Below are 22309 nucleotides of genomic sequence, written 5' to 3' on the forward strand. Positions count from 1 at the left end.
GGACCTCGGAACATGACGTTCATGGAGGAGGTCCGATGCGGCAGGCGCAGCGGCTGAAGAGTGTCCGGTACGACATCCGCGGCCCGGTGCTGAAGCGCGCCCAGGAACTGGAGGCCGCCGGCCACCGGATCCTCAAGCTCAACCTGGGCAACCCGGCGCCGTGGGGCCTGGCCACGCCCGAGCCGATCGTCGCCGACGTGGTGCAGAACATCGTGGCCGCTCAGGGCTACAGCGACGCGCGCGGCATCTACTCCGCCCGGGTCGCCGTCGCCCAGCACTACCAGACCCTCGGCGTGCCGAGCGTCCAGCCGGACGACGTGCTGCTCGGCAACGGGGTCTCCGAGCTGATCGTGATGGTGCTGCAGGCGCTGCTGGACACCGGCGACGAGGTGCTGGTGCCGAGCCCGGACTATCCGCTCTGGACCGGCGCGGTCAACCTGTGCAGCGGCCGGGCGGTGCACTACCGCTGCGACGAGAGCGCGGACTGGGCCCCGGACCTGGAACACATCGAGTCCCGGATCACCGACCGCACCCGCGCCCTCGTGGTGATCAACCCGAACAACCCGACCGGCGCGGTCTACTCCAAGGACATCCTGCTCGGCATGATCGAGCTCGCCCGCAAACACGGCCTGCTGATCTTCGCCGACGAAATCTACGACAAGATTGTGTACGACGGAGCCACGCACCACACGCTCGCCGCCCTCGCGCCGGACGTGCCGGTGGTCAGCATGGGCGGCCTGTCGAAGGTCTACCGGGCCGCCGGCTTCCGCTCCGGCTGGCTCGCGACCAGCGGTTTCAACAGCCCCGACTCGGACTACCTGGACGGGCTCCAGCTGCTCGCCAACATGCGCGTCTGCCCGAACGTCCCGGCCCAGCACGCGATCCAGACCGCACTCGGCGGCTACCAGAGCATCGACGAGCTGACCCGCCCCGGCGGCCGCCTCCTCGAACAGCGCGACCACGCCTGGCGCGCCCTGGTCGACATCCCCGGCGTCGACTGCGTGAAGCCGGCCGGCGCCCTCTACCTCTTCGCCCGCCTCGACCCGGCCATCCACAAGATTCACGACGACGAACGCCTGGTCATCGACCTGCTCGAACAGCAGCACCTGCTGATCTCCCACGGCTCCGGCTTCAACCTCGACACCCCGGACCACCTCCGCCTGGTCTTCCTGGCCCCCACCGACGTCCTCACCGACGCCACCACCCGAATCCGAACCTTCCTCTCCACCTACCACCAGTAGCCCCGCCGGCCGCTCCCCGCCGGCCGCTCCCCACCGTTCCCGCCCGGCCGCTCCCCGCCGTTCCCGCCCGGCCGCTGCCCGCCAGGTGGCGCCACACCCTGCCCAGACGACCCCGCGCGGCCGCGCCACCCCACACCGCGGCCTGCCGTTCCACGGCGATGGCCTGCCAGGCGGCGGGGCTGCCAGGCCATGCCCCGCGTGGCGACCCAGCGCGGGGCATGGCCTGGCCGCGCCTGGCCCCTCACACCCGCCGCGCCGAGGACGCCTATTCCACAGGCGTGAAGCCCGCACCCGCCGACCGGGCTCGCGCACCACCGCGCCCGGGCAGCTCGCGCGGGCCGGCTTCACCCTGGCTGGGTCAGCTTCGGCCCGGTCAGGTTGTTGTCCCGGACCCAGTTGGTGATCGCGACCCGATTCGGCAGTCCGAGCTTGCTCTGGATGCCTGCCACATGCCCTTTCACCGTGCTGAGCGAGATGAACAGCGCCGCGGCAATCTCCTGATTGGTCCGCGCCTGGGCGATCTGGCACGCCACCGCCAGCTCCCGATCGGTCAACCGATGCCGAACCGGCCCAACCGCCGGCCGGCTCGCGGTCAACTGCCGAACGAGCCGAACGGCCACCGACGGCGAAAGCAGCGTCTCCCCCCGATGCGCTGCCCGGACCCCTTCCAGCAGCAGCTGCGCGCCCGAATCCTTGAGCACGAACCCGAGCGCACCGGCATGCAACGCCCCGTCGACATACTCATCCTCGCCGAACGTGGTGACCACCAGCACCCGCATCGGATCCCGGACCCCGGGCCCGGCCAGCGCCCGAGTCACCTCGACGCCGTCCATGACGGGCATCCGGATGTCGACCAGGCAGACGTCCGGCCGCAGCCGCCGCGCCATCGCCAGCGCCTCCACCCCGTCCGCGGCCTCGCCGATCACCTCGATGTCCGGCTCGTTGTCCAGGATCACCCGAAGCCCCCGCCGGATGACCTCCTGGTCATCAGCGATCAGAACCCTGATCGTCATCGGTCCCTCCACCGCTGTCGCTCAATAGCTCGCCACCGCCAGACCCTCCGCGACGAGCCGACCACCAGGCATCCGCCACCAGCGAGACCTCGGTGACCACCCGTCCGCCCATCCACGACCGGCGAGACCTCGATGACCGACCGTCCGACCAGCCGCCACCGGCAAAGGCCTCGACGAGCAGCCGTCCGGGCATCCGCCACCAGCGAGACCTCGGTGACCATCTGTCCGTCAGTCGTAGCCGGTCGGCAGAGTCGCGGCGACCAACCATCCCGTGCCGTCGCGTGGACCGGCCTGGAGCGTGCCGCCCAGGGCCTCCACCCGCTCACGCATGCCGATCAGACCGTATCCCCCGCGGCGGCTCGATCGCCCGCCCGGCGGCCCGTCATCCGCGATCCGCACATGCACGCCGCCGTCGCCGTCCTCGCTGACCGAGACGGTCACCTCGCGTGCCTGCGGCGCGTGCTGGGCGATGTTCGTCAGCGACTCCTGCACCACCCGGTGCACCGTGCCCGCCACCTCCGGCGGCCAGGCGCCAACCGCCTCCGGCAGGTCGAGCCGCACCGGCGGCCCATGCCGCTCGAACCGTTGAACCAGCGCACGCACCTGCTCCGGCGCCGGCCGCCGGGACATCCCGTCGCCGTCGTCACGGAGCAGCCCGACCACTCGCCGGATCGCGTTCAGCGCCTCCGACCCGGCGCTCTCGATCTCCGCCAGTGAACCGTCCAACTCCTCGGGCCGGGTCCGCGCCAGGATCCGCGCGCTCTCGGCCTGCAGCACCAGGCCGGTCAGGTGATGAGCCGCCATGTCGTGCAGCTCGCGGGCCAGTTGCAGGCGCTCCTCACTGCGTACCCTCGCCTCGGTCTCTTTCCTGGTGGCATCCGCCAACCGCAGGGCCAGGCCGGTCGCGACCGCGCCGGCGAAGCCGAACGCGTTCAGCGCGGCCACCACGTTGACCTCGCCGCCCACCGGCTGGCTGGCCAGGAAGACCACCACGACCAGGGTCAGGGCACCGGCGGTGACGGCGGCGGCTTTCGAATACGCACCCCGGCGCACCACCATCCCGACCAGCACCGCGAGCGCGAGAATGCCGGCCGGACCGGGCTCGCGTGGCAGCCCCGCGAGGTTAGCGACCAGGACCGCGCCCATCGCCAGCACCAGGCCGAGGGTGGCCGCCGCGACCGGTTTCCGCCGCCGCGCCAGCGCGATCGCGCCCAGGCACAGGCCCATCGCGGCGCCGAACAGCCAATACCACCCACCCCAGCTGGTCGCGATCGCCGCAGCGGTCAGCACCACCGCGGTCACCACCGCGGCGGCAAGTCCGAGCTCGGTGAGCCGTCTGCGCATCTCCACAGCGGACACGGTACGTCGGCGCGGAGGCCGCCGTACCGGCCGAAAGTACTGCTCACCCCTTCTTTGGAAGGGTGTGCGCGGCCTCCCCGATCAGCACGATTATCGGCATGTCCTCCTTGCTCAAGGCCACCGGCCTCACCAAGCGATACGGCAAGCACCTCGCCCTGACCGACTGCGACCTCGACGTTCCGGCCGGCCGCGTGACCGGCCTGGTCGGGCCGAACGGCGCCGGCAAGTCCACTCTGCTGCAGCTCGCCTGCGGCCTGATCGAGCCCACCGCGGGCACGCTGGAGGTGCTCGGCGGCCGGCCCGGCGCGACCGCCGCCCACCTGGCCCGGGTCGGCTTCGTCGCGCAGGACACCCCGGTCTATGCCTCTCTTACTGTCGAGGAGCACCTGCGCCTCGGCGCCCGCCTCAATCCCCGCTGGGATGCCGGCCTCGCGCGCCGCCGGGTGGAGCGTTCCGGCCTGCGCCCGGGGCAGAAGGCCGGTCGCCTCTCCGGCGGCCAGCGCGCCCAGCTCGCGCTGACGCTGGCCGTCGCCAAGCGTCCCGAGCTGCTGATCCTCGACGAGCCGGCGGCCGCGCTCGATCCGCTCGCACGGGACGCGTTCCTGCGTGACCTGCTGGAGTCGGTGGCGGAGCTGGGCGCGTCCGCGGTGCTCTCGTCACACCTGCTCGGCGATGTCGAGCGGGTCTGTGACCACCTGATCGTCCTGGCCGGTGGCCGGGTCCGGGTGGCCGGCGACGTCGACGCCCTGGTCACCGGGTCGACCTCGCTCGAGACCCTGGTGCTCGACCACCTGAAGCGGGCGGAGGCGATCCGATGATCTGGCTGAGCTGGCGACAGTTCCGCGCCCAGGCCCTCGTCGCGGCCGTCGCGCTGATCCTCCTCCTGGGCTATCTGGTGATGCTCGGCCGGCAGATCCGGGACGGCGACTACTCCGGCGCCGAGCTGCGGGAGCATTTCCAGGGCCGGGTCTATCTGCTGGACGCGGTGCCGCTGCTGACACCCGCGCTGATCGGGCTGTTCTGGGGCGCCCCGCTGGTCGCCCGGGAGTTGGAGACCGGCACGCATCGCCTGGCGTGGAACCAGAGCGTCACCCGACGCCGCTGGCTGGCCGTCAAGCTGTTGCTCGTCGGGTTCGCCGCGCTGGTCGCCGGGGCGCTGGTGAGCGCGTCGCTGACGTGGGCGGCCAGTCCGCTCGATCAGTTCACGGGAGACCGATTTTCCACGATCTTCTTCGGTACGCGGAATCTCGCGCCCGCGGCGTACGGGATCTTCGCTCTGGTCCTGGGGGTGGTCGTCGGTCTTCTGATCCGGCGGACGGTTCCTGCCATGGCCCTCACCCTGCTGGTCCTCGTGGTGACACAAACCCTGACGCCGAATCTGGTCCGCCCCCACCTGTTGCCTGCCGAGCACATGTCCGCGCCGGTCACCGCCGAGGTGGTGCGGAATCTGAGCTTCCTCGGGCAGCAGCCGGAGATCTCCGGGCTGAAGGTGCCCGGCGCCTGGGTGATCAGCACGAGCGAGCTACGGACCGCCGACGGCTTGCGGGTCGGGGCGGACGCCTACGGCAAGTGCGTGGCGGGCTCGTTCGACAAGGCGGCGGACTGCCTGGGCGCGCTGAACCTGCACGTCGACGTCGACTATCAGCCGACGGGTCGCTATTGGACGTTCCAATGGCTGGAGTCCGGCCTCTATCTGGGCCTGGCGCTGCTGCTGGCGGCGCTCGGCCTGTGGCGAATCCGTCGGGCGGCGCACTGACCGAAAGAGCACACCCGGAAACGCGCACTCGAGGGCGCGCACGTCAGCAGTGCGCGCCCGCAAGACACGCAGGAAAGCAGTTGCCCGGCCCGCGCACGAGGCGCGGACCGGGCCGGGCCGGGGATCAGGCCGGGCCGGGGATCAGGCCGGGCCGGGGATCAGGCCGGGCCGGGGATCAGGCCGGGCCGGGGATCAGGCCGGGCCGGGGATCAGGCCGGGCCGGGGATCAGGCCTTCTCGGCCGATTCGAGGGAGGAGGAGTCGTGGGAATCATCGGACGACGGGGACGGCGCCTGCTCGGCCTTTTCCTTCAGGGCCTGCTCGACCGCCTCCGCAATGCGGGTCTCCTCGCGGGACTTGCGGCGCCTCTTGTTGCGGCGCAGCAGCCAGATGAGCGCGATCACGGCCGCGATCAGGACGATCAGCAGCACCGTCAGCGTCCACGGCAACGCCCACACGTGGGTGGTCGCGGAGACCGTGGCGAGGGCTGTCGTGGAGCCGGAGTCGTCGGTGACCAGCGGGGTCAGCGTGGCGGTCGCGGTGAGCAGGACGGCCGGGGCCACGCCGTGCACCGGCACGGACACCTTCCAGCTCTCGCCGGGCAGCAGCTCCGGGGGCGCGGCGATCGCGCTCGCGTCGGTGCGCAGCCAGCCGAACGGGCCGGAGATCGACACGGCCTGCTTCGCGGACTCGACCGCGTTGCCGGTGTTGTGGATCGTGTAGGTGACCGCCGCGTCGCCCTTGGCGAAGGCCGCGCCGGACCAGTCGACCTTGAGGTCCTCGACGGCGAGCGCGGGCACGAGGTCGCCGCCGACCCGCAGCTTTATCTTGATGCCGAGGCGGCGCTCGACGTTGACCTGCGCGGTCGCGTCGGGCGCGGTCAGCGAGGTGACGATGCCGCCGACGTAGTCACCGGGCGTCGCGTTGGCCGGGACGGTGACCTTGAACGGCACCTCGACGACCTTGCCGGCCGGGACGGTGACCGCGGCGGTGTCCGCCGTGACCCAGACGCCGATGCCCTTCGACTGCTTGTCCCGGGCGAGCAGGTCGAGCTGCCCGGCCGAGGTGGTGAGCCCGTCCGCGGCGTAGACCTCGAGCTTGAGCGGGGTGGTCCCCTTGTTCGCGACGACCAGGCCGTCCTCCGCCGAGCCGCCCGGGTTCACGGAGTAGCTGAAGCTGGAGCGGTCGTTGCCGTACGTGTTGGAGGCGGTCCGGACCGCCCAGGTGACGTCGTTGCCCTCGGCCAGGGCGGGAGTGGCGTTGAAGCCGACGACCGCGGACGCGGCTACCAGGAAAGCGGTGGCCCGCCCGGCGAGACTGAGACGCATGTCAAATTCCTCGAGGGGGTACGGCGGAGCGGGCACCGCTTCGAAAAGCGGCGCCCGCCCCAACTTCCGGTCGAACGATCAGCTGCTCAGCGCGGTGATCGTCAGGGTGGTGCGGTAGTTGCCCTTGTCGACGCTGTCCGGGACCTTGAAGTTCAGGGACGCCCCGAGCGTCGCCGAGCCACGGAGGTGGCCCTGCGCGGCCGAACCCAGCACGCTGGACTCGGCGAGACCCTTGCCGTTGTCGACACCGTTCGCGACAGCGGGGCCGGGGTTCGCGCCGGCACCGGAGGACACCAGGTACGGCGTCCAGCCCAGAGCCGAGCCGGCGATGGTCTTGTCGGCGTCCTTGAAGTCGCCCACGTTGGCCGAGATCGACCACGGGGAGAGGGTGCGCCGGCTGTCCGTCACCTTGATCGGGTTGAGCTTGCCGTCCGCGGAGAGGTTGTACGCCGCGTCCTCGGTGGCGGTGCCCAGGTCGACGAGGCCGTTCTGACCGTCGATCGTCCAGCCGAACTCGCCCGGCGCCAGCGTCGGGACGTTCACCTGGATGTCCTGGTTGTCACCGTGGTACGGGTGCACCGTCACCTTGTCGACGACCGTGCCCACGGCCTTGTCCGAGCCGTTGGTGCACGAGCTGCCCAGCTCCACCGCGGCGTTCGGGGCGGCGCAGGTGCCGCTCCGGACGTCCGCGACGACCAGCTTGTCGTTGCGGACCTGGACCTTGACGTACGACCGCACGTGCTCCTGGTTCTGCACGGAGTTGTACCAGTAGTTCTCCGGCTTCAGCGGGTCGGCGCCGTTGCCCGCGCCGCTGGTGCCGCTGGAGTCCGGAGCGGTGATGTCGTAGTACTTGGAACCCGAGGCCGAGTTCGCGGTCACGTACAGCACACCGCCGGGGCCGGCGAACACGTCGGCCTGGCCGGGCTGCTCGGTCGGGTCGGCCTTCTGGCCGTTCTTGATCAGGTAGCTGCGGGTGTACACATGGTCGTGGCCCTGCAGAACCAGGTCGACACCGAGCTTCGAGAAGGTCGTCGGGAAGTCCACCCGGCGAACCTTGTTGTCCGCGTCCTTGGCGTGCGCCGCGGCCGAGTAGATCGAGTGGTGGTAGACCAGCACGGTCCACTTCGCGTCGCCGCCGTGCTTGTTGACGACGTCGGTCACGTACGCGACGTGCGCCGCGTCGCCGCCACCCTTGGTGCTGTCGTAGGAGTTGCTGTTCAGGTCGATGAACAGCGTGTCCTTGTAGATGTACCAGTAGTCGCCGCCGGACGTGGTGGCGCCGGAGCTGTCGGCGTAGTAGGCCGCCGACCGGTCGGTGTTCGGGGTGTACAGGTGCTGCTCGTACGCCTTGCCACCGACGTCGTGGTTACCGATGGTCGCGGCCCACGGGTACTGACGCAGCTTGTCGGACGCCAGGAAGGCGTTCCACTGCGACTCCGTGTTCGCGGTCTCGACCTGGTCGCCACCGGAGACCAGCAGCTCGGCGTTGGGGTTCGCGGTGGTCGACACGGCCAGCGTGTCCTCCCAGCCGGCCTGGTCCTTCGCCACGTTGCCGGAGGCCCCGATCTGCGGGTCGCCGTAGAACAGGAAGTCGTAGTCGCCCTCGAAGTTCTGCGTCTTGAACTCGTACGTCGACGACCAGGCACCGACGGCGCCCACCCGGTACGTGTACGCGGTGTTCTCCTGCAGACCCGACACGGTCGCGTGCCGGTTGTACCCACCGCTGGTGGCGATGTTGGCCGCACCGGCCGCGGCGAAGGTCACGGCGTTCGCCGGGAAATCGCCGTTGACCAGGGAGGCGGTCGGGGCGACCTGGACCTGCTGCGCGGTGTCCACGCTGGAGTACCAGGTCACGATGCGCTGCGCCTCGTTGGCGCCCACACCGAGGATGATCGCGGAGACGGAGCTGTCCGCCGCGACCGCAGGGGTGACAAGACCGCTGCCGAGGGCGACGGCCATGCCGAGGAAGACCGCGGTGGCCCCTGCGGCCACGCGGTTCCGAGCAAGCCCGGAAGCCTGCTTCGAGTGATTGGTTCTCATCGGTGTCCGTTCCTTGTTCCGGATGAGAGAGATGGCTTCCCGCTGAGAAAGTTCTGGGAAGCGAGATCAAGCTGGCCTCGCCGGATGAACCGGGAGTTAACAAGATCAAGAGCGACGGTGGCACCCACCGGAAGACCTCAGCCCTGCGTGATCCGCTGCACGAACCAGATCAGCCCCATCACGGACACACCGGCCGAAATGATTCCGGTGGTCCACAGGCCGGCCCGGGGTGACCTACGTCGCAGGACGATGAGCAGCGGAAAGACCAGAGCGATGAGACTCAGTTGGACGGTCTCGATGCCCACGTTGAACACGAGCAGAGACCAGAGCAACGTCCAGGAGAACGCCTCGTCGATGCCGAGTGCCCCGGCGAAGCCGAGACCGTGCACCAGACCGAAGCAGAACACCACGCCGAGGCGGATCCACCCGGCCCGGTCGAGGCTGAAGTGCCCGCCGCCGCTCTCCAGGTCGGCGACGTGAACGCCGTGCTGCCGCAGCCGCCACAGGTGCCAGGCGGCGACGACGGCGATGGACAGCGCGATGATCGGCTCCACGACCGCGGCCGGTGCGTCGACCAGACCCAGCGCGGCCAGCATGAACGTGACCGAGTGCGCCGCGGTGAACGCGGTGGCGGCCAGCACGATCTCGCGCAGCCGTCGCGAGCCGGCGATCAGCGCCAGCAGGAACAGGATGTGGTCGATACCGGTCAGCAGATGCTCCGCGCCGAGCAGGAAGAACTCACCGAACCGCTGCTCCCACGACTGCCCGGTGGAGAAGCTCGGCTGGCCGGTGTCGAGCGCGGCACTACCGGTGCGACCGTCCAGTTCGTACGTGACGATGGTTTTCGCGCCCTTGATGTAGGTCTCGCTGTCCGGAAAGAGCGCACTGCGCACCTCGTGCGCGTCCGAGGCCTTCGGGCAGGTCCAATCCAGGATCAGGGTGGCGTACGGGACGGCCTCCCGCACGCCCGTCGTGAAGTCCCCCACCGGCGACGCCACGCAGTCCACGCCCGCCGACCGCACGCCGAACCGCTCGGTGACGTAGCGGACCGCGGAGTCCCGGTGCGCGTTCAGCGCCGTGCCCATCGCCGCGTCGTCCTCGGCCTCGAACGCGTCCGTGCCGGCCCGGAACAGCGGGTCGTCCTTCTCGTAGTCCGCGGCCGAGACGATGAACAGGTCGTACTCCAGCTCTACCGAAGTCCGGACGTGACCCGCGTCTCCCGCGGTCACGTCGACGTAGACGGTCGAGCTGAAGCCGTGGGCGAGCACCGGCCCGGCACTCAGGAGGACGGTCGCCGTGGCGGCGACCCCCAGGACGGCGGCGGCAATGACACGGCGCAACACGGTGGCTCCTTCAGATATGGCCTGAGCACCGTGCACGCCGTCGGTGAACAAGATCAAGACGGTAGGCGAACCGCTGGCGACAAGGTGTTCCCGCCCTCTTGAAAAGGCCCGGATCCGGTGTAGGAAGGGGCGTCACCACCCCCCACCACGAGGCAGATTCCCCTTGCGCCACCCGTTCCGGGCCGTCGCCGTTCTCGCCGCGGCCGCCATGCTGATCACCGGGTGCGGCTCCGGCGACGACTGGTCCGAGCCGCACGCCGCGCCGACCCCGATCGGCTCCCTCGCCCCGGGTTTCCTGGCGCCCTCGGCCAGCCCCGCGCCGGAGAGCACGATCACGCCCGCGCCGGGTTCGTGGTCCGGTGTGCACCCGCCCGCCGGCTACCGGGTGGTGCTGCTCACCGTCGGCGACGACGCGCCGACAAAGGCGCTGGTCACCGCCGTGAAATCATGGGCCGAAGCCGAAAAAGCCGATTTGCGGACGATCAATGCCAGCGCTCATGATCCGGTCCCGGGGATCAGTGCGGCGGTCGGCCTCAACCCGGATCTGATCGTCAGCGCCGGTGACTCCCTGGTCGACCCGCTGGCCCTGGTCACCGCCAGCCACCTGGACCAGCAGTTCCTGGTCGTCGGCGCCGAGCTGGCCGAGCCCACCGCGAACGTCACCGCCACCGACTGGGCCGGCGCGTCGTTCCGCGGCGAGGGCCTGGGGTCGGCCACCAGCTACGACCCGGCGTCGTTCACCGCCGAGCGCTGCGACAACGCCATCCGCGCGGGCGTCGCCGCCGTCCTCCACAACGTCACCGGCGTCATCGTCTGGCTCAGCTAGCTCGGCAAGAACAATGTGGACGGACAACCGTCCGGCCGGCGCAAGGCCGACCGGACGATCCCTCCTACGCCGGCGCAAAACCGGCCACATGCGGTGAGAAACCCAGGCCGGCTCGAAACCAGCCGGCCACATGCGGTGAGAAACCCAGGCCGGCTCGAAACCGGCCGGCCACGTGCAGGGAGAACCTAGGCCGGCTCGAAACCGGCCGGCCACGTGCAGGGAGAACCTAGGCCGGCTCGAATCCGGCCACGTGCAGCGAGAACGCCCGGATCGACCCAACGTCCGACCCGGCCCGGTCAGCCACGTGGAACGTCCACGTCCCGTCAACCGGCGACACCCGCAGATCGGCCAACGGATCCGCCGGCCGCCACGAGCCCGTGAACGGCGCGTTCGCCGACGACGCGGAACTGAACGGCGTAGCCGCGGCATCGTCGAACACCACCTGGCACAGGTTGTTCCCGCCACCCCCGGTCCGGGCGAACAGCGTCGCGGTCCGGCCGTCCGGCCCGGTCAACGTGCCGACCAGGTCACCGACGAAGGTGTGATCGAGGCCGACCGTAGCCGAAGCCGTGTCGGTCGAGCACGCCGTGCCGTCGATCGAGAAGGTCAGCGACGACGCGTACCCGACCCCGCTGACGGCCACCGTGGCCGAGATCCCGGTCGGGTCGTTGTCCGGAATCGCGACCGGCGGCCCGGCATAGGCGAAGTCGGTCACGGCCGTCGCGGGTTGACCGGTCGGCACCACCACGGTGCTGCTGGTCGGCGACAGGAACCCGGCGAACGAGATCTTCACGGTCAGCCGGACCGGCTTGCCGAGCGGATATCCGGCGGCCAGTTTCAGCGTGAAGTTCTTCGACTTCGTGGCGCCCGCGGCGAGGTTCCCGTACGACGCGGCGTGCGGCGTGACGGTCGCCCGCGCGTCGTCGGCGTCGACGACCACGCTGACCCCGGTCGCCGTACCGTCGCCGATGTTGATCGCCGGAAGCGCGACCGTCGCGTTCTCCCCCGGCTCCAGATAGGCGTCGCCGTCCCCGGTGACCGGGGTGACCGTCGGCGTGCCCGCTTTGACCAGCGGCTGCGGGGTGGCGCCGGTGTTGCGCAGCAGCAGGTCGGCCCGGACCACGCCGTTGCCGGTGCGGTTGTCGTAGCCGGTGGGGGCCAGGTCGAGGGCGGTCCCGGTGAGCGCGGAACGGATCTCCGCGTTGGTCATCCCGGGGTTGCCGGAGAGCGCGAGCGCGGCGATCGCGGCGGCGTGCGGCGCGGCGGCCGAGGTACCGAAGAACGGCGCGAAGTCGGGGATCGAGGTCAGCACCCCGTCGGCCGCGGTGATCTCCGGCTTGTTCCGGACCGAGCCGCCGGTCGAGCTGAAGTTCCCGGGGGTCAGCGGGGTCCCGTCGGCGTTGAAGAAGACCCGCCGCGGCCCGTCCGAGGTGAACCGTTCCGGCTTGGTCTGCTTGGTGAAGACGTTCGGGTACGGCCCGGCCGGGTTCGGCGGGTCGCCGTCCTCCAGGTCGAACGGCAGCGGCGCGGCGGCCGGCGCCGCGGCGACCGAGAACGCGCCCACGGCGGCGCTGTGCCCCCGGGTGATGCCGGGCGTCGAGAATGCCTTGAGCGTCCCGTCGGGCGAGTCCGCGAACCGGCCACGGAACACGCTGAGCTGGAAGTACCGGTCGGCGCCGGAGTACTTCACCACGGCCAGCTTCTGGTTGCTCCCGGCTCCGGTGGCGAGGATCTCGAACGGATCGTCGTTGCCGTCCTGGGTGTCCTGGGAGAAGTCGGAGACGTTCCCGGCGGCGTCGATCAGGTAGAGGTCGTAGTCGTTGGCCGACGCGCCGAGCGGGTCCGCCCACCAGAGCGCGGTCACGCAGTTCGCGCTGCCCGGCGAGAGCGGGTCGAAGACCTGCACGCCGGCGCCCGGGTCGAAGTCGTGCGCCTCGCCGGCGAACTTGCCGATCCCCCTACCGGAGGCGGCGAAGTCGCCCTCCCAGTTGCCGGCGGTCCCGTCGAGCGTGTTGCCCTCGTTGCCGGCCGAGCTGAAGTAGAAGCCGCCGTCGGCGATCACGGCGTTGACCGCCTGCGCGGGCAGGCCGTCCTGGAACGGGCTCTCGTGGTAGTACACGACGTCGTCCACGATGATGTCGCAGCCGGCGGTGAACCGCAGCGCCCGGATGTTCTCCGCGAAGCTCGCCTCGCTGGTGAACGCGGTGGCGAAGCCGAGCTTCGCGTTCGGCACCAGGTCGTGGATGATCTCCAGCATCGCGGTGCCCTCGTCGCCGTCGCCCTCCTGGCCGGTGAGCACGTCGAGGTCGGCCGGCAGGTCGCCGCTGGCCTGGGACGCGGCGAGCGAGTCGACGCCGTCGGAGAGCGCGCAGACCTTCACGCCGGTGCCGGTGACCTTGTATCTGGTGCGCGCGGTGTCGGCGGCGTGCGTGCGGTCGCCCTCGGAGACGACCGAGCCCTGGTCGGCCGCGACCGCGGCGATCTTCGCCGTGGCGGCCCGCACCGCGCCCTCGACCCGGGCCTCCCGGGTCTCCTTCGACTCCGCGGCGGGCCTGCTCCGCAGATCGGTCTCGTGTGCGCTGATCAGGCCGTGCGCGATGCTGACCCCGGTCACGTCGGACCAGCCGGCGATCGTGGTCAGGGCGCCCAGCGGCGCTTCGACGAGCACCGTCCCGGTCGCCGCGGACGGGTACCGGATGCCGGCGCCCACCTTGCGCAGCCGGCCGAGCAGGTCGTCGCCGATCTTCGCGGCGTGCACCTCGACCCGGGTGGTGCCGGACTTGGTGACCTCGACGCCGGTGCCCAGCCGGGGCAGCGCGCTCGCCGCGACCTTGCCGCTCCGCTGCCGCAGCTCGACGGCGAGCCGGCTGTCCAGCTTCCGCTCGGCGCCGGACAGTGACTTCTTCAGGTCCTGCAATGCCGCGATCTGCCCATATGCCCGATCAGTGACATCTTCTGGTCCCTTCGCGCCGGCTCCCTGCGCCCCGATGCCCACCACCAGCATCCCGGCCGCACATCCGATCACCACACGCCGCAGTCCACGTCCTCTAGCTCCCAAGACATCCCCCACTGACGAACATCGATTCGATGCTCGTGAATGTTAGTTGCCTTCAGAGATCAACAGAACGTGTAACAGCCGATCACTCTCGGTCTTAACAATCAAGATCCGATGATGTACGGACATAGCCCCGTGAACCGGAACACCCACGGATCACGGATCCCCACCAGCGGCGAGACCCGGCAAACCACCCCGAGCCGGCGGGTCCTAGGCGGGAGCCGGCGGATCCTGGGCGAGCCCGCGGAAGACCGCGCCGCAGACGTCGAGGCAGTGCGCCAGCACCACATCCGCGGGTAGCAGCTCGGTCGTGGTGAACACGAAGGCCTCCCGGTCGACCCGCTCGACCGAGTCGACGATCGGCGCCGCGGCCAGCGTCTCCTCGAAGACATCGGTGCCCGGGTTGGACAGGTCGAACCAGATCAGTGCCTCGTCGCCGAAGCTCAGCCCCCACTCCAGGCCGTCGGAGGTGCTCAGGCCCAGCGAGTGCGGCAGGTAGGCGAGCGCCGGATCCCGCGGCAGCCGGGCCAGCGCCTCGGCCACCACCGGGCGCCCGGCCAGCGCGTCGCCTGCCCAGAAGTGCCAGCCCTCGCTGCCGGGGCGCGATTCGACACCGTCGACCGCCCAGCCCGGACGCGAACGTCGTAACCAGCTCATCGGCTCACTATCGGGTAAGGGGGCCCGGTGTCGCCACCGGGCCCCGCGGTCGGGGTCAGGGGTAGAACGAGCCGTTCGACGGGTAGATCTTGAACGGGATCCGCTTGGTCCGCAGACAGTCGAGCAGGTCCTGCGGGATGTCCAGGGTGCCGTCGGCGCCCGGCAGGAAGTGCCACAAAACGTCGTCCACCTTGCCGTTGTCCAGCGCCCACCGGTCCTGCTCGCACTGCTTCAGGTAGCCGGTCTTGTTGTCCTTGCTCGGGTGCGGGCGACCGGTCTTCACCTCGTGCAGCTTGAGCGGCGGCCCGGTCTCCAGGAAGTCCGGCTCGCGGGCCGCGTTCGGGAACGGCACCCCGCCGGTCTCGAACCGCGCGTCCTTGCCGATCTTGCCGGGGACGTTCCCGAGGATCTCCTCGATGACGTACTTCTCGCCGGCCTTCCAGCCGCGGATCCACGGGATCGCGGCGGGCGGCGGCGTGACCGCCGAGGTCAGCGCGTCGGCCAGCCGGTTCAGGCTGTTCTTGCCGTTGGCCGCCATCCGCAGAATGATGTTGTCGGCGAAGCCCGCGTCGGTGAACCGGCCGTACCGGCCGACCATGATGGTCTTGAGCGTGAGGATCTTGACGCTGTCCGAGATCTTGCTGTACTTCGCGACGAACGTGGCGACCTTGTCCAGCCGGTGCAGGTACTTGGCCACGAACTTGGCCGCCTTACCGGGGATCGCGACCGCGTCACCGACGTAGGGGACCAGCCCCATCACCGACAGCCCGGCGCCGACCCAGTCCTGATTGATCAGACCGGCGATGGTGTCCCGCAGGTCCGCCAGGCCACCGAGGACCCAGCCGACCACCGGGATCAGGCTCAGCCCGCCGGAGCACAGGTAGCCCGACAGCCACGCCATCGAGTCCTTCGGCTTGAAATCACCGGCGATCAAACCCACCACAAAATCGCTGACGTACGTCCATTTGCTGACCCGCTCGTCGGCGACCGTCGGGTCCAGTCCCTGGTCCTCGGCGTGCGCCACCTCGTAGGCGTCGGCGATCGCGTCCCCGTCGGTGTCGGCCGACAGCGGATCGGTGTAGTAGTCGCTGATCTCCACCAGGTCGCTGAGCCCGTCCCCGTCGGAGTCCGGGTTCGCGGGATCGGTCCCGGTGTCGTCGACCTCGGTCCCGTCGAGGATGCCGTCCCCGTCGGTGTCGGTGTCGGTCGGCGTGGTCGGCACCGGCGAGGTCGGCTCGCTGACCGGCGGCGGCGGGTTGTCCGCCACCAGCGGGTTCCGGCCCTGGGCCACCTCGGCGCCGTCGGCCAGCCCGTCCCCGTCGGTGTCCGGATCGGTCAGTTTCGTGCCGAGCTCCTGCTCGCGCAGGTTGGTCAGGCCGTCGCCGTCGGCGTCCTCGGCCCCGTCGGTCACGCCGTCGCCGTCGGAGTCCGGGTTGTTCGGCCGGGTGAACGTCGCGAGCTGCTCGATCTCGGTGAGGTCGGTCAGCCCGTCGCCGTCCGAGTCGGCGACCAGCGGGCTCGAGCCGAACCGCAGCTCGGTCACGTCCACCACGCCGTCGGCGTCGTGGTCGCCCTCGTAGGTGATCCCGAACCGGCCGAGCACCGCGAAGCCGTTCTTCCAGCTCTCCGCGGCGTACTCGGTGGCGTCCTCCGGGTCGGCCTCGCCGAGCTGCTCGTCGGCGTTCTTGAGCGCCTTCTTCGCCTTCGTCAGGTCGGCCTGCGCGTCGGCGAGACCGGCGGGCGCCGGCGGCGCCGGGCTGATCACGGTCCACGGCCCGACGATCGCCTGGGCGTCCTGCACGGACGCGTCGGCGAGCAGCCGGACCCCGGTCAGCGACGAGACCAGCGCGTCCAGGTACGGCTGCTTCTCGTCGGCGTCGTCCTCGAGCTCGTCCAGCAGCTCGCCGAGGTTGCCGAACGCCTTCTTCGCGTCGGTCGCGGTCTTGAGCCGGGCCCCGTCGAAGTACCGGGTGTCCAGGTCGTCGACGACCGGCTGGAGCTTCTCCCGGGTGTCCTCGCTGTCGAAGTACGGCGCGACCCGGGTGGTCGCGTCGCGGACGTAGGTGGGCGCGTCCCGGGTGTACTTCGCGGCCGGGATCTTCTTGACCGCGGTCTCCCAGTCCAGGTCGGCCGCGTACGCGGGTGACGCGACCAGGAAGGTCGAGACCAGGGCGGCGACGGACCCGAGGATCCCCGCCTTTCGGGCAGCACGCATGAAGCCTCCCCCGTGTGCGTCACCGGAGGTCGGTGACCGCTGGGCAGACTATCGATGGGCCTGAATGCGTGCAATAGAGCTAGATAAATATGAAAATGAGCTCGGCGGGGGTCAGGACGCGGGCGGGGTGTCGTCGGCAGCGGCGTCGGTGGCGGCGGTCGCCGGTGGCGCGTCCGCGTCGTCGGCGAACCTGCGGTCCGGGTCGCGGGTCAGGTTCTCGCCGGTCGCGGCGTCGAAGACGTGCATCCGTTCCGGGTCGAACCACAGGTCGGCCTTCGTGCCGGAGCGGATCCGGCTGGAGGCGTCCAGGGCGACGACCAGCTGGGTGCGCATCTGCTCGCTGTCGAGCTCGCGTTCCAGCTCCTCGAGCCGCTGGGTGATCTCCGGCGGCGCGCTGTACGGGACGTACGCGTACAGCTGGTTGCCCAGCCACTCGGTGACGTCGACCTCCGCGGTGAACGCCTGCCCCCGGGCCCGCACCCGGCTGTCCACCAGGCCGGCGTCCTCGAAGTGCTCGGGACGCAGGCCGATGATCACCAGTTCCCGTTCGCCGACCTTCCGCAGCCGCGGGCTGGACGCGGCGACCGTCCCGAACGGCGTCTCGATCCGGCCCTTCCGGAACCGCCCGGGCATGAAGTTCATCGGCGGCGACCCGATGAAACCGGCCACGAACAGGTTCGCCGGCTCCTCGTACAGCTGGTGTGCCGTGCCGACCTGCTGCAGGACGCCCTTGCGCAGCACCGCGATCCGGTCGCCGAGGGTCATCGCCTCGGTCTGGTCGTGGGTGACGTAGACCGTCGTCGTGCCCAGCCGGCGCTGCATCCGGGCGATCTCGGTGCGCATCTGCCCGCGCAGCTTCGCGTCCAGGTTCGACAGCGGCTCGTCGAAGAGGAACGCGTCGGCCTTGCGGACGATCGCCCGGCCCATCGCGACGCGCTGGCGCTGCCCGCCGGAGAGGTTCGCCGGCCGGCGTTCCAGGTGCTCGGTGAGCTGGAGCAGGGACGCGGCGTGGGTGACCTGTTCGCGGACCTCCTCCTCGGGCGCCTTGCGGAGCCGCAGCGGGAACGCGATGTTCTCGTAGACGGTCAGGTGCGGGTACAGCGCGTAGTTCTGGAACACCATGGCGAGGTTGCGGTCCCGGGGCGCCTTCTTGTTCACCCGGGTCTCGCCGATGATCATGTCGCCCGAGGTGATGTCCTCCAGGCCGACGATCATGCGGAGCAGGGTGGACTTGCCGCACCCGGACGGGCCCACCAGGATGATGAACTCGCCGTCGGCGATGTCCAGGCTGACGTTGTCGACGGCCTGGAAGCCGTCGCCGTACCGCTTGACGATGTTCCGCATGGTGATGGCGGCCATGAACTCGTCCTCCCCCAGTTCAGCCCTTGACGGCGCCGGCGGTGAGGCCGGCCATGATCCGGCGCTGGAAGATCAGCACCAGGATGACGACGGGAATCGTCACGACCACCGAGGCGGCCATGATGTACGTGATCGGCGACTCGAACTGCGACGCGCCGGTGAAGAACGACAGCGCGGCCGGCACCGTGCGGGCCCGGTCGGTCGAGGTCAGCGAGATCGCCAGCAGGAACTCGTTCCAGCAGAAGAAGAACGTCAGGATCGCCGTGGTGAACACGCCGGGCGCGGCCAGCGGCACGATCACCTTGCGGAACGCCTGCCAGGCGGTGGCCCCGTCGACCTGGGCGGCCTGCTCCATCTCCCAGGGGATCTGCCGGAAGAACGCCGACATGGTCCAGATCGACAGCGGCAGGGCGAACGTCAGGTACGGGATGATCAACCCGATCCAGGTGTCGTAGATGCCCAGGTTGCGCCACATGTTGAAGAGCGGGCCGACGAGCGCGGCCTGCGGGAACATCGCGATCGCCAGGGCCATCGAGAGCAGGAACTTCTTGCCGGGGAACGTCATCCGGGCGATCGCGTACGCGGCGAACATCGCGATCACCACCGCGAGCCCGGTGGCGATCAGGGCGATCCCGACCGAGTTGCGCAGCGCGCTGGTGAACAGCGAGTCGGCGAAGACCGTCCGGTAGTTGTCCCACACCCAGGTCTTCGGGAAGAACGTCGGCGTCCCGCCGCGGAACGTGTCCGGGTCCTTGAACGACAGCGAGACCATCCAGAGCAGCGGGAACAGCGCCCAGACCAGGATCAGCAGACCCCCGACGGTCCACCAGCCGCTGACCCGGCGATCCGTCGCCATCACTGATCACCTCGAACCTGGGAGAGATCGGTGCGGAAGCCCTTGACGAAGATGAACGCGATCACCACGACGGTGAGGAAGAGCAGCACCGAGACGGCCGAGCCGGCGCCCATGTTGACCAGCGTGACGTTCTGCCGGTAGGCCAGGAACGAGAGCGTCTCGGTGTCGTTCGCGCCGCGGGTCATGATGAACGGGTTGTCGAAGATCCGCCACGCGTCCAGCGTGCGGAACAGCAGCGCGACCATGATGGCCGCCTTCATGTTCGGCAGCGTCACCCGCCAGAGCCGCTGCCACGCGGTGGCGCCGTCGACCCGGGCCGCCTCCTGGTACTCCTCCGGCACCTGCACCAGCCCGGCGAGCAGCAGCAGCGAGATGAACGGCGTGGTCTTCCAGATCTCGGACAGCACGATCACGAACAGCGCCGACCAGCGCTGGCCGAAGAAGTTGAAGGTGCCCAGCCCGAGCCACTGGTTCACGAAACCCGAGTCCAGCTGGAAGGCGAACTGCCAGATGTACGCGGAGACGACCGTGACGATCCCGTACGGGATCAGGATCCCGGTGCGGACCAGCGACCGGCCCCGGACGATCCGGTACATCACGAACGCGAACGCGAAGCCGAGCACCAGTTCGACCGCGACGCTGACCACCGTGATGATCAGCGTGGTGCCGAAGTCGGTCCACCACACCGGGTCGGTCAGCACGGTGCCGTAGTTGCGCAGCCCGACGAACTCGCGCCCGGCCGGGTCGGTCAGCCGGTAGTTGTAGAGCGACAGCACCACCGCGTAGATCAGCGGATAGGCGGTCACGAACACCATGACCAGGAACGCCGGTGCCGACAGGGTCAGCCCCAGCCGCCGTTCGCGCCGGGCACGGTCGGTGATCTCGGCGGGTTCCGGTGCCGGTGGAGCGACCCGGACCTCGGTCAGCGCCATGCGGATGCTCCTCTCAGCTCACAGCAGCCGTTTGCCCTGCAGGACATCGGACATGAAGGTCGCGGACTCCTCGGGCGTCGCGGGCGCGGTGACGTCGGTGGCCGGGTGCCAGGTGATCTGCACCGAGGTGGAGACGTCGTTGTAGTACGGCGTGATCGGCCGCGGCCCGGCGTCGTTGATCGACTGACGGATCACCTCGGCCATCGGGTACGCCTTGCGTACCCCCGGATCGTCGTACGCCGCCCCGCGCGCCGCGGGATTGCCGGCGTCCAGCATGTACGCGATGGTGTTCGGCAGCGAGGTGACGCAACGGACCAGGTCCAGGGCCTGTTCGGGGTACTTGGTGAAGGCGCCGACGGTCAGGTTGATGCCGCCCAGCGGCGGCTTGCTCGGCAGGCCGGCGGCCATCCGCGGGTACCGGGCCCAGCCGATGTCGTCGAGCACGTCCTGGGTGATGCCGCCGGACGCGACCGACTCCTTCGCGGCGTTGTACACGTACGGCCAGTTGACCATGAAGCCGCCGGACGAGCCCTGGAAGGCCGAGCGGGCCTCCTCCTCGCCCATCGTCGACATGGCCGGTGGCGCCGCCGCCGACCGGGCCAGGTCACCGATCACCCGGGCCGCCTCGTCGCCGGCCGGCCCGGCGATCTGCGGCTTGGCGTCCTTGCCGGCCTCCACGTCACCGAGGATCTCGCCGCCCGCCGACGCCACCAGCGCGTTGATCCAGACCATGTAGCCCTCGTAGCGGTTGGCCTGCACCCCGATCACCTTGTGCTGGCCGACCGCCGCGCTGATCATCGCGTCCCAGGTGAAACTGGTCGCGGCCGGATCGACACCGGCGGCCCGGGCGACCGACTTGCGGTACCAGAGCAGCTGCGTGTTGGCCCAGAACGGCGCGGCGACCAGCTGGTCCTTCCAGTACGCGGTCTGCAGCGGGCCGCGCAGCACGTCCTTGGTCAGCGTCGCGGCGTCCGCCGGGTCGAACGGCCGCAGGAATCCGGCGTTGGCGAACTCCGCGACGAACGGCGGGTCGAGACTCATCACGTCGATCGAACTGTCCTTGGCCGCCAGCCGCCGGACCAACTGCTCCCGCTGCTGGGACGCGTCGTTCGGCAGCACCTGGACGTCGACCCGGTACGACCCGCCGGCGTCGGCCGCGCATCGCTCGGCGAGCCGGCCCTGCCCGCCGTTGTCGGGGTTGATGTACCAGGTGATGACCGGGACACCGCTGTCGTCGCCGCAGGCCGTCAGCAGGCCGGCGGCCAGGGCGAGGACGGTTGCCGCGGCGAGACGGCGTCTGCCCCGTCCCCCGCGGGTATCGACTGCATGGCCGGCCACGCGCGCCTCCCCGGACAAACTCAGCACCGGGGATCTCGCCGTCTGGCGACGACATCGTCGCGGTGGTGGTCCCCGATCGTGTGCCGCGACGCGCGTGCCGCGCCTCATCCCACAGGAATGAAACGCGGGTCGATGTCTGTGCGCCTACTTCCGCTGGCACACCAGATCGACGGACCGGTCCGACGAGGCGGCCCTGCTCCCGTGCGAACCTCGACAACGCCGCCGACCGCACGGCCACCCACGGCGAGGAATGCGCGAAGTGGGCCCGCCACCGGCCCTGACCACCTGCCCGGGTCCTGGACCTACTGCCGGGCGCTCAACGACGGCGGATCGATGTTCAACCGGGACGCGACCGCGGCGATCAGGCGGACCCGCGCCTCGGAGACGCTGATCCGCGACTTGCGGGAGTAGCACTGCGCCGCCAGCCCGTCGACCAGCGCCGCCGTCTCGATCGCGAACGCGACCGGGTCGGCGCAGGTGAAGACGCCCAGTTCGGTGCCGCGTTCGGCGATCTCCCGCAGCGCGCCACGCCAACCGTCGTAGTGGGTGTTCATCCATTCGCCGTAGGAGTCCTCCCGGGACGCCGCGGCCCAGAAGTCCAGCCAGATCAGCCAGTGCCGGCGGGTGTCCGCGTTGTCCTCGAACATGCCGGCGAGGAAGGTGAACAGCTGCGCCACCGGGTCGTCGGAGTCGCGGACGCTCTCCTGCAACGGCACGTAGAAGTCCGCGGTCTCCGCTTTGATCACCTCCCAGAGCACCTCGTCGAGGCTGCGGAAGTGGTAGACGATCGTGCCGGGCGAGACCGAGCAGGCCGCCGAGATGTCCCGGACCTTGACGTTGAACAGCCCCTTGTCGGCGATCAGGTCACGGGCCGACTCGATCACCAGCCGGCGCCGGACCTCGGTGGGGTGCCGCTGGCGCTCGGCCTCGGGCTTCGCCTTCGCTCTCGGCCGGCCGGAACCGCTTGCGTCGGTCACCACAGATGGAACCCT

General features: G+C 70.2%; 16 protein-coding genes and 1 pseudogene. 4 read left to right on the forward strand and 13 right to left on the reverse strand.

Going from position 1 to position 22309, the window contains the following annotated elements; genetic code table 11:
• Positions 1-35: 35 nt before the first annotated feature.
• Positions 36-1241: a pyridoxal phosphate-dependent aminotransferase gene (locus L3i22_RS44820; protein WP_221323508.1), complete on the forward strand. Its 1206-nt coding sequence runs from the start codon at positions 36-38 to the stop codon at positions 1239-1241.
• 344 nt (positions 1242-1585) lie between these two features.
• On the opposite strand, the gene L3i22_RS44825 is transcribed toward L3i22_RS44820, so the two are convergent.
• On the reverse strand, positions 1586-2254 hold the full coding sequence (locus L3i22_RS44825) for a response regulator transcription factor (RefSeq protein ID WP_221323509.1): 669 nt from the start codon (positions 2252-2254) through the stop codon (positions 1586-1588).
• 228 nt (positions 2255-2482) lie between these two features.
• The gene (locus L3i22_RS44830) at positions 2483-3598 is read right to left on the reverse strand and encodes a sensor histidine kinase (protein ID WP_221330455.1); all 1116 of its coding nucleotides are present in this window, start codon (positions 3596-3598) and stop codon (positions 2483-2485) included.
• A gap of 113 nt (positions 3599-3711) precedes the next feature.
• On the opposite strand from L3i22_RS44830, the pseudogene L3i22_RS44835 reads away from it, so the two are divergent.
• Both L3i22_RS44835 and L3i22_RS44840 read left to right on the forward strand, forming a co-directional pair.
• Positions 3712-4365 (forward strand): annotated as a pseudogene (locus tag L3i22_RS44835) (ABC transporter ATP-binding protein); the annotation flags it as partial.
• Positions 4366-4427: 62 nt separating this feature from the next.
• Positions 4428-5369: an ABC transporter permease subunit gene (locus L3i22_RS44840; protein WP_221323511.1), complete on the forward strand. Its 942-nt coding sequence runs from the start codon at positions 4428-4430 to the stop codon at positions 5367-5369.
• A gap of 226 nt (positions 5370-5595) precedes the next feature.
• Here L3i22_RS44840 and L3i22_RS44845 read toward each other — a convergent pair whose 3' ends face one another.
• The 3 genes from L3i22_RS44845 to L3i22_RS44855 all read right to left on the reverse strand — a co-directional run bounded on the left by L3i22_RS44845 (position 5596) and on the right by L3i22_RS44855 (position 10079).
• Positions 5596-6696, reverse strand: a complete 1101-nt coding sequence (locus tag L3i22_RS44845) for a WxL protein peptidoglycan domain-containing protein (RefSeq protein ID WP_221323512.1) — start codon at positions 6694-6696, stop codon at positions 5596-5598.
• 78 nt (positions 6697-6774) lie between these two features.
• Positions 6775-8736: a fibronectin type III domain-containing protein gene (locus tag L3i22_RS44850; protein ID WP_221323513.1), complete on the reverse strand. Its 1962-nt coding sequence runs from the start codon at positions 8734-8736 to the stop codon at positions 6775-6777.
• A 137-nt stretch (positions 8737-8873) separates the two neighbouring features.
• On the reverse strand, positions 8874-10079 hold the full coding sequence (locus L3i22_RS44855; protein ID WP_255657630.1) for a HupE/UreJ family protein: 1206 nt from the start codon (positions 10077-10079) through the stop codon (positions 8874-8876).
• A gap of 163 nt (positions 10080-10242) precedes the next feature.
• Here L3i22_RS44855 and L3i22_RS44860 point away from each other — a divergent pair, with 163 nt between their 5' ends.
• Positions 10243-10905: a hypothetical protein gene (locus L3i22_RS44860; RefSeq protein ID WP_221323514.1), complete on the forward strand. Its 663-nt coding sequence runs from the start codon at positions 10243-10245 to the stop codon at positions 10903-10905.
• Between the two features lie 226 nt (positions 10906-11131).
• Here the strand turns inward: L3i22_RS44860 and L3i22_RS44865 are convergent, their stop codons facing one another.
• From L3i22_RS44865 to L3i22_RS44900, 8 genes are all read right to left on the reverse strand, one after another.
• On the reverse strand, positions 11132-13933 hold the full coding sequence (locus tag L3i22_RS44865) for a S8 family serine peptidase (protein ID WP_255657631.1): 2802 nt from the start codon (positions 13931-13933) through the stop codon (positions 11132-11134).
• Between the two features lie 237 nt (positions 13934-14170).
• Positions 14171-14617, reverse strand: coding sequence for a hypothetical protein (locus L3i22_RS44870; RefSeq protein WP_221323515.1), 447 nt, complete (start codon positions 14615-14617; stop codon positions 14171-14173).
• Positions 14618-14672: 55 nt separating this feature from the next.
• The gene (locus tag L3i22_RS44875) at positions 14673-16832 is read right to left on the reverse strand and encodes a hypothetical protein (RefSeq protein ID WP_221323516.1); all 2160 of its coding nucleotides are present in this window, start codon (positions 16830-16832) and stop codon (positions 14673-14675) included.
• Positions 16833-16943: 111 nt separating this feature from the next.
• Positions 16944-18191 (reverse strand): ABC transporter ATP-binding protein, encoded by a 1248-nt coding sequence (locus tag L3i22_RS44880; RefSeq protein ID WP_221323517.1) that lies wholly within the window; start codon positions 18189-18191, stop codon positions 16944-16946.
• 19 nt (positions 18192-18210) lie between these two features.
• On the reverse strand, positions 18211-19047 hold the full coding sequence (locus tag L3i22_RS44885; protein WP_221323518.1) for a carbohydrate ABC transporter permease: 837 nt from the start codon (positions 19045-19047) through the stop codon (positions 18211-18213).
• Positions 19047-19979, reverse strand: coding sequence for a carbohydrate ABC transporter permease (locus L3i22_RS44890; protein WP_221323519.1), 933 nt, complete (start codon positions 19977-19979; stop codon positions 19047-19049). Before L3i22_RS44890 ends, L3i22_RS44885 begins: the two co-directional genes overlap by 1 nt.
• Before the next feature lie 18 nt (positions 19980-19997).
• Complete coding sequence (locus tag L3i22_RS44895) at positions 19998-21317, reverse strand: extracellular solute-binding protein (protein WP_221323520.1); 1320 nt, start codon at positions 21315-21317, stop codon at positions 19998-20000.
• A gap of 302 nt (positions 21318-21619) precedes the next feature.
• Positions 21620-22297: a TetR/AcrR family transcriptional regulator gene (locus tag L3i22_RS44900; protein WP_221323521.1), complete on the reverse strand. Its 678-nt coding sequence runs from the start codon at positions 22295-22297 to the stop codon at positions 21620-21622.
• Between the last annotated feature and the right edge of the window lie 12 nt (positions 22298-22309).

Origin of the sequence: Actinoplanes sp. L3-i22 (assembly GCF_019704555.1) — a bacterium.
Lineage (GTDB): Bacteria > Actinomycetota > Actinomycetes > Mycobacteriales > Micromonosporaceae > Actinoplanes.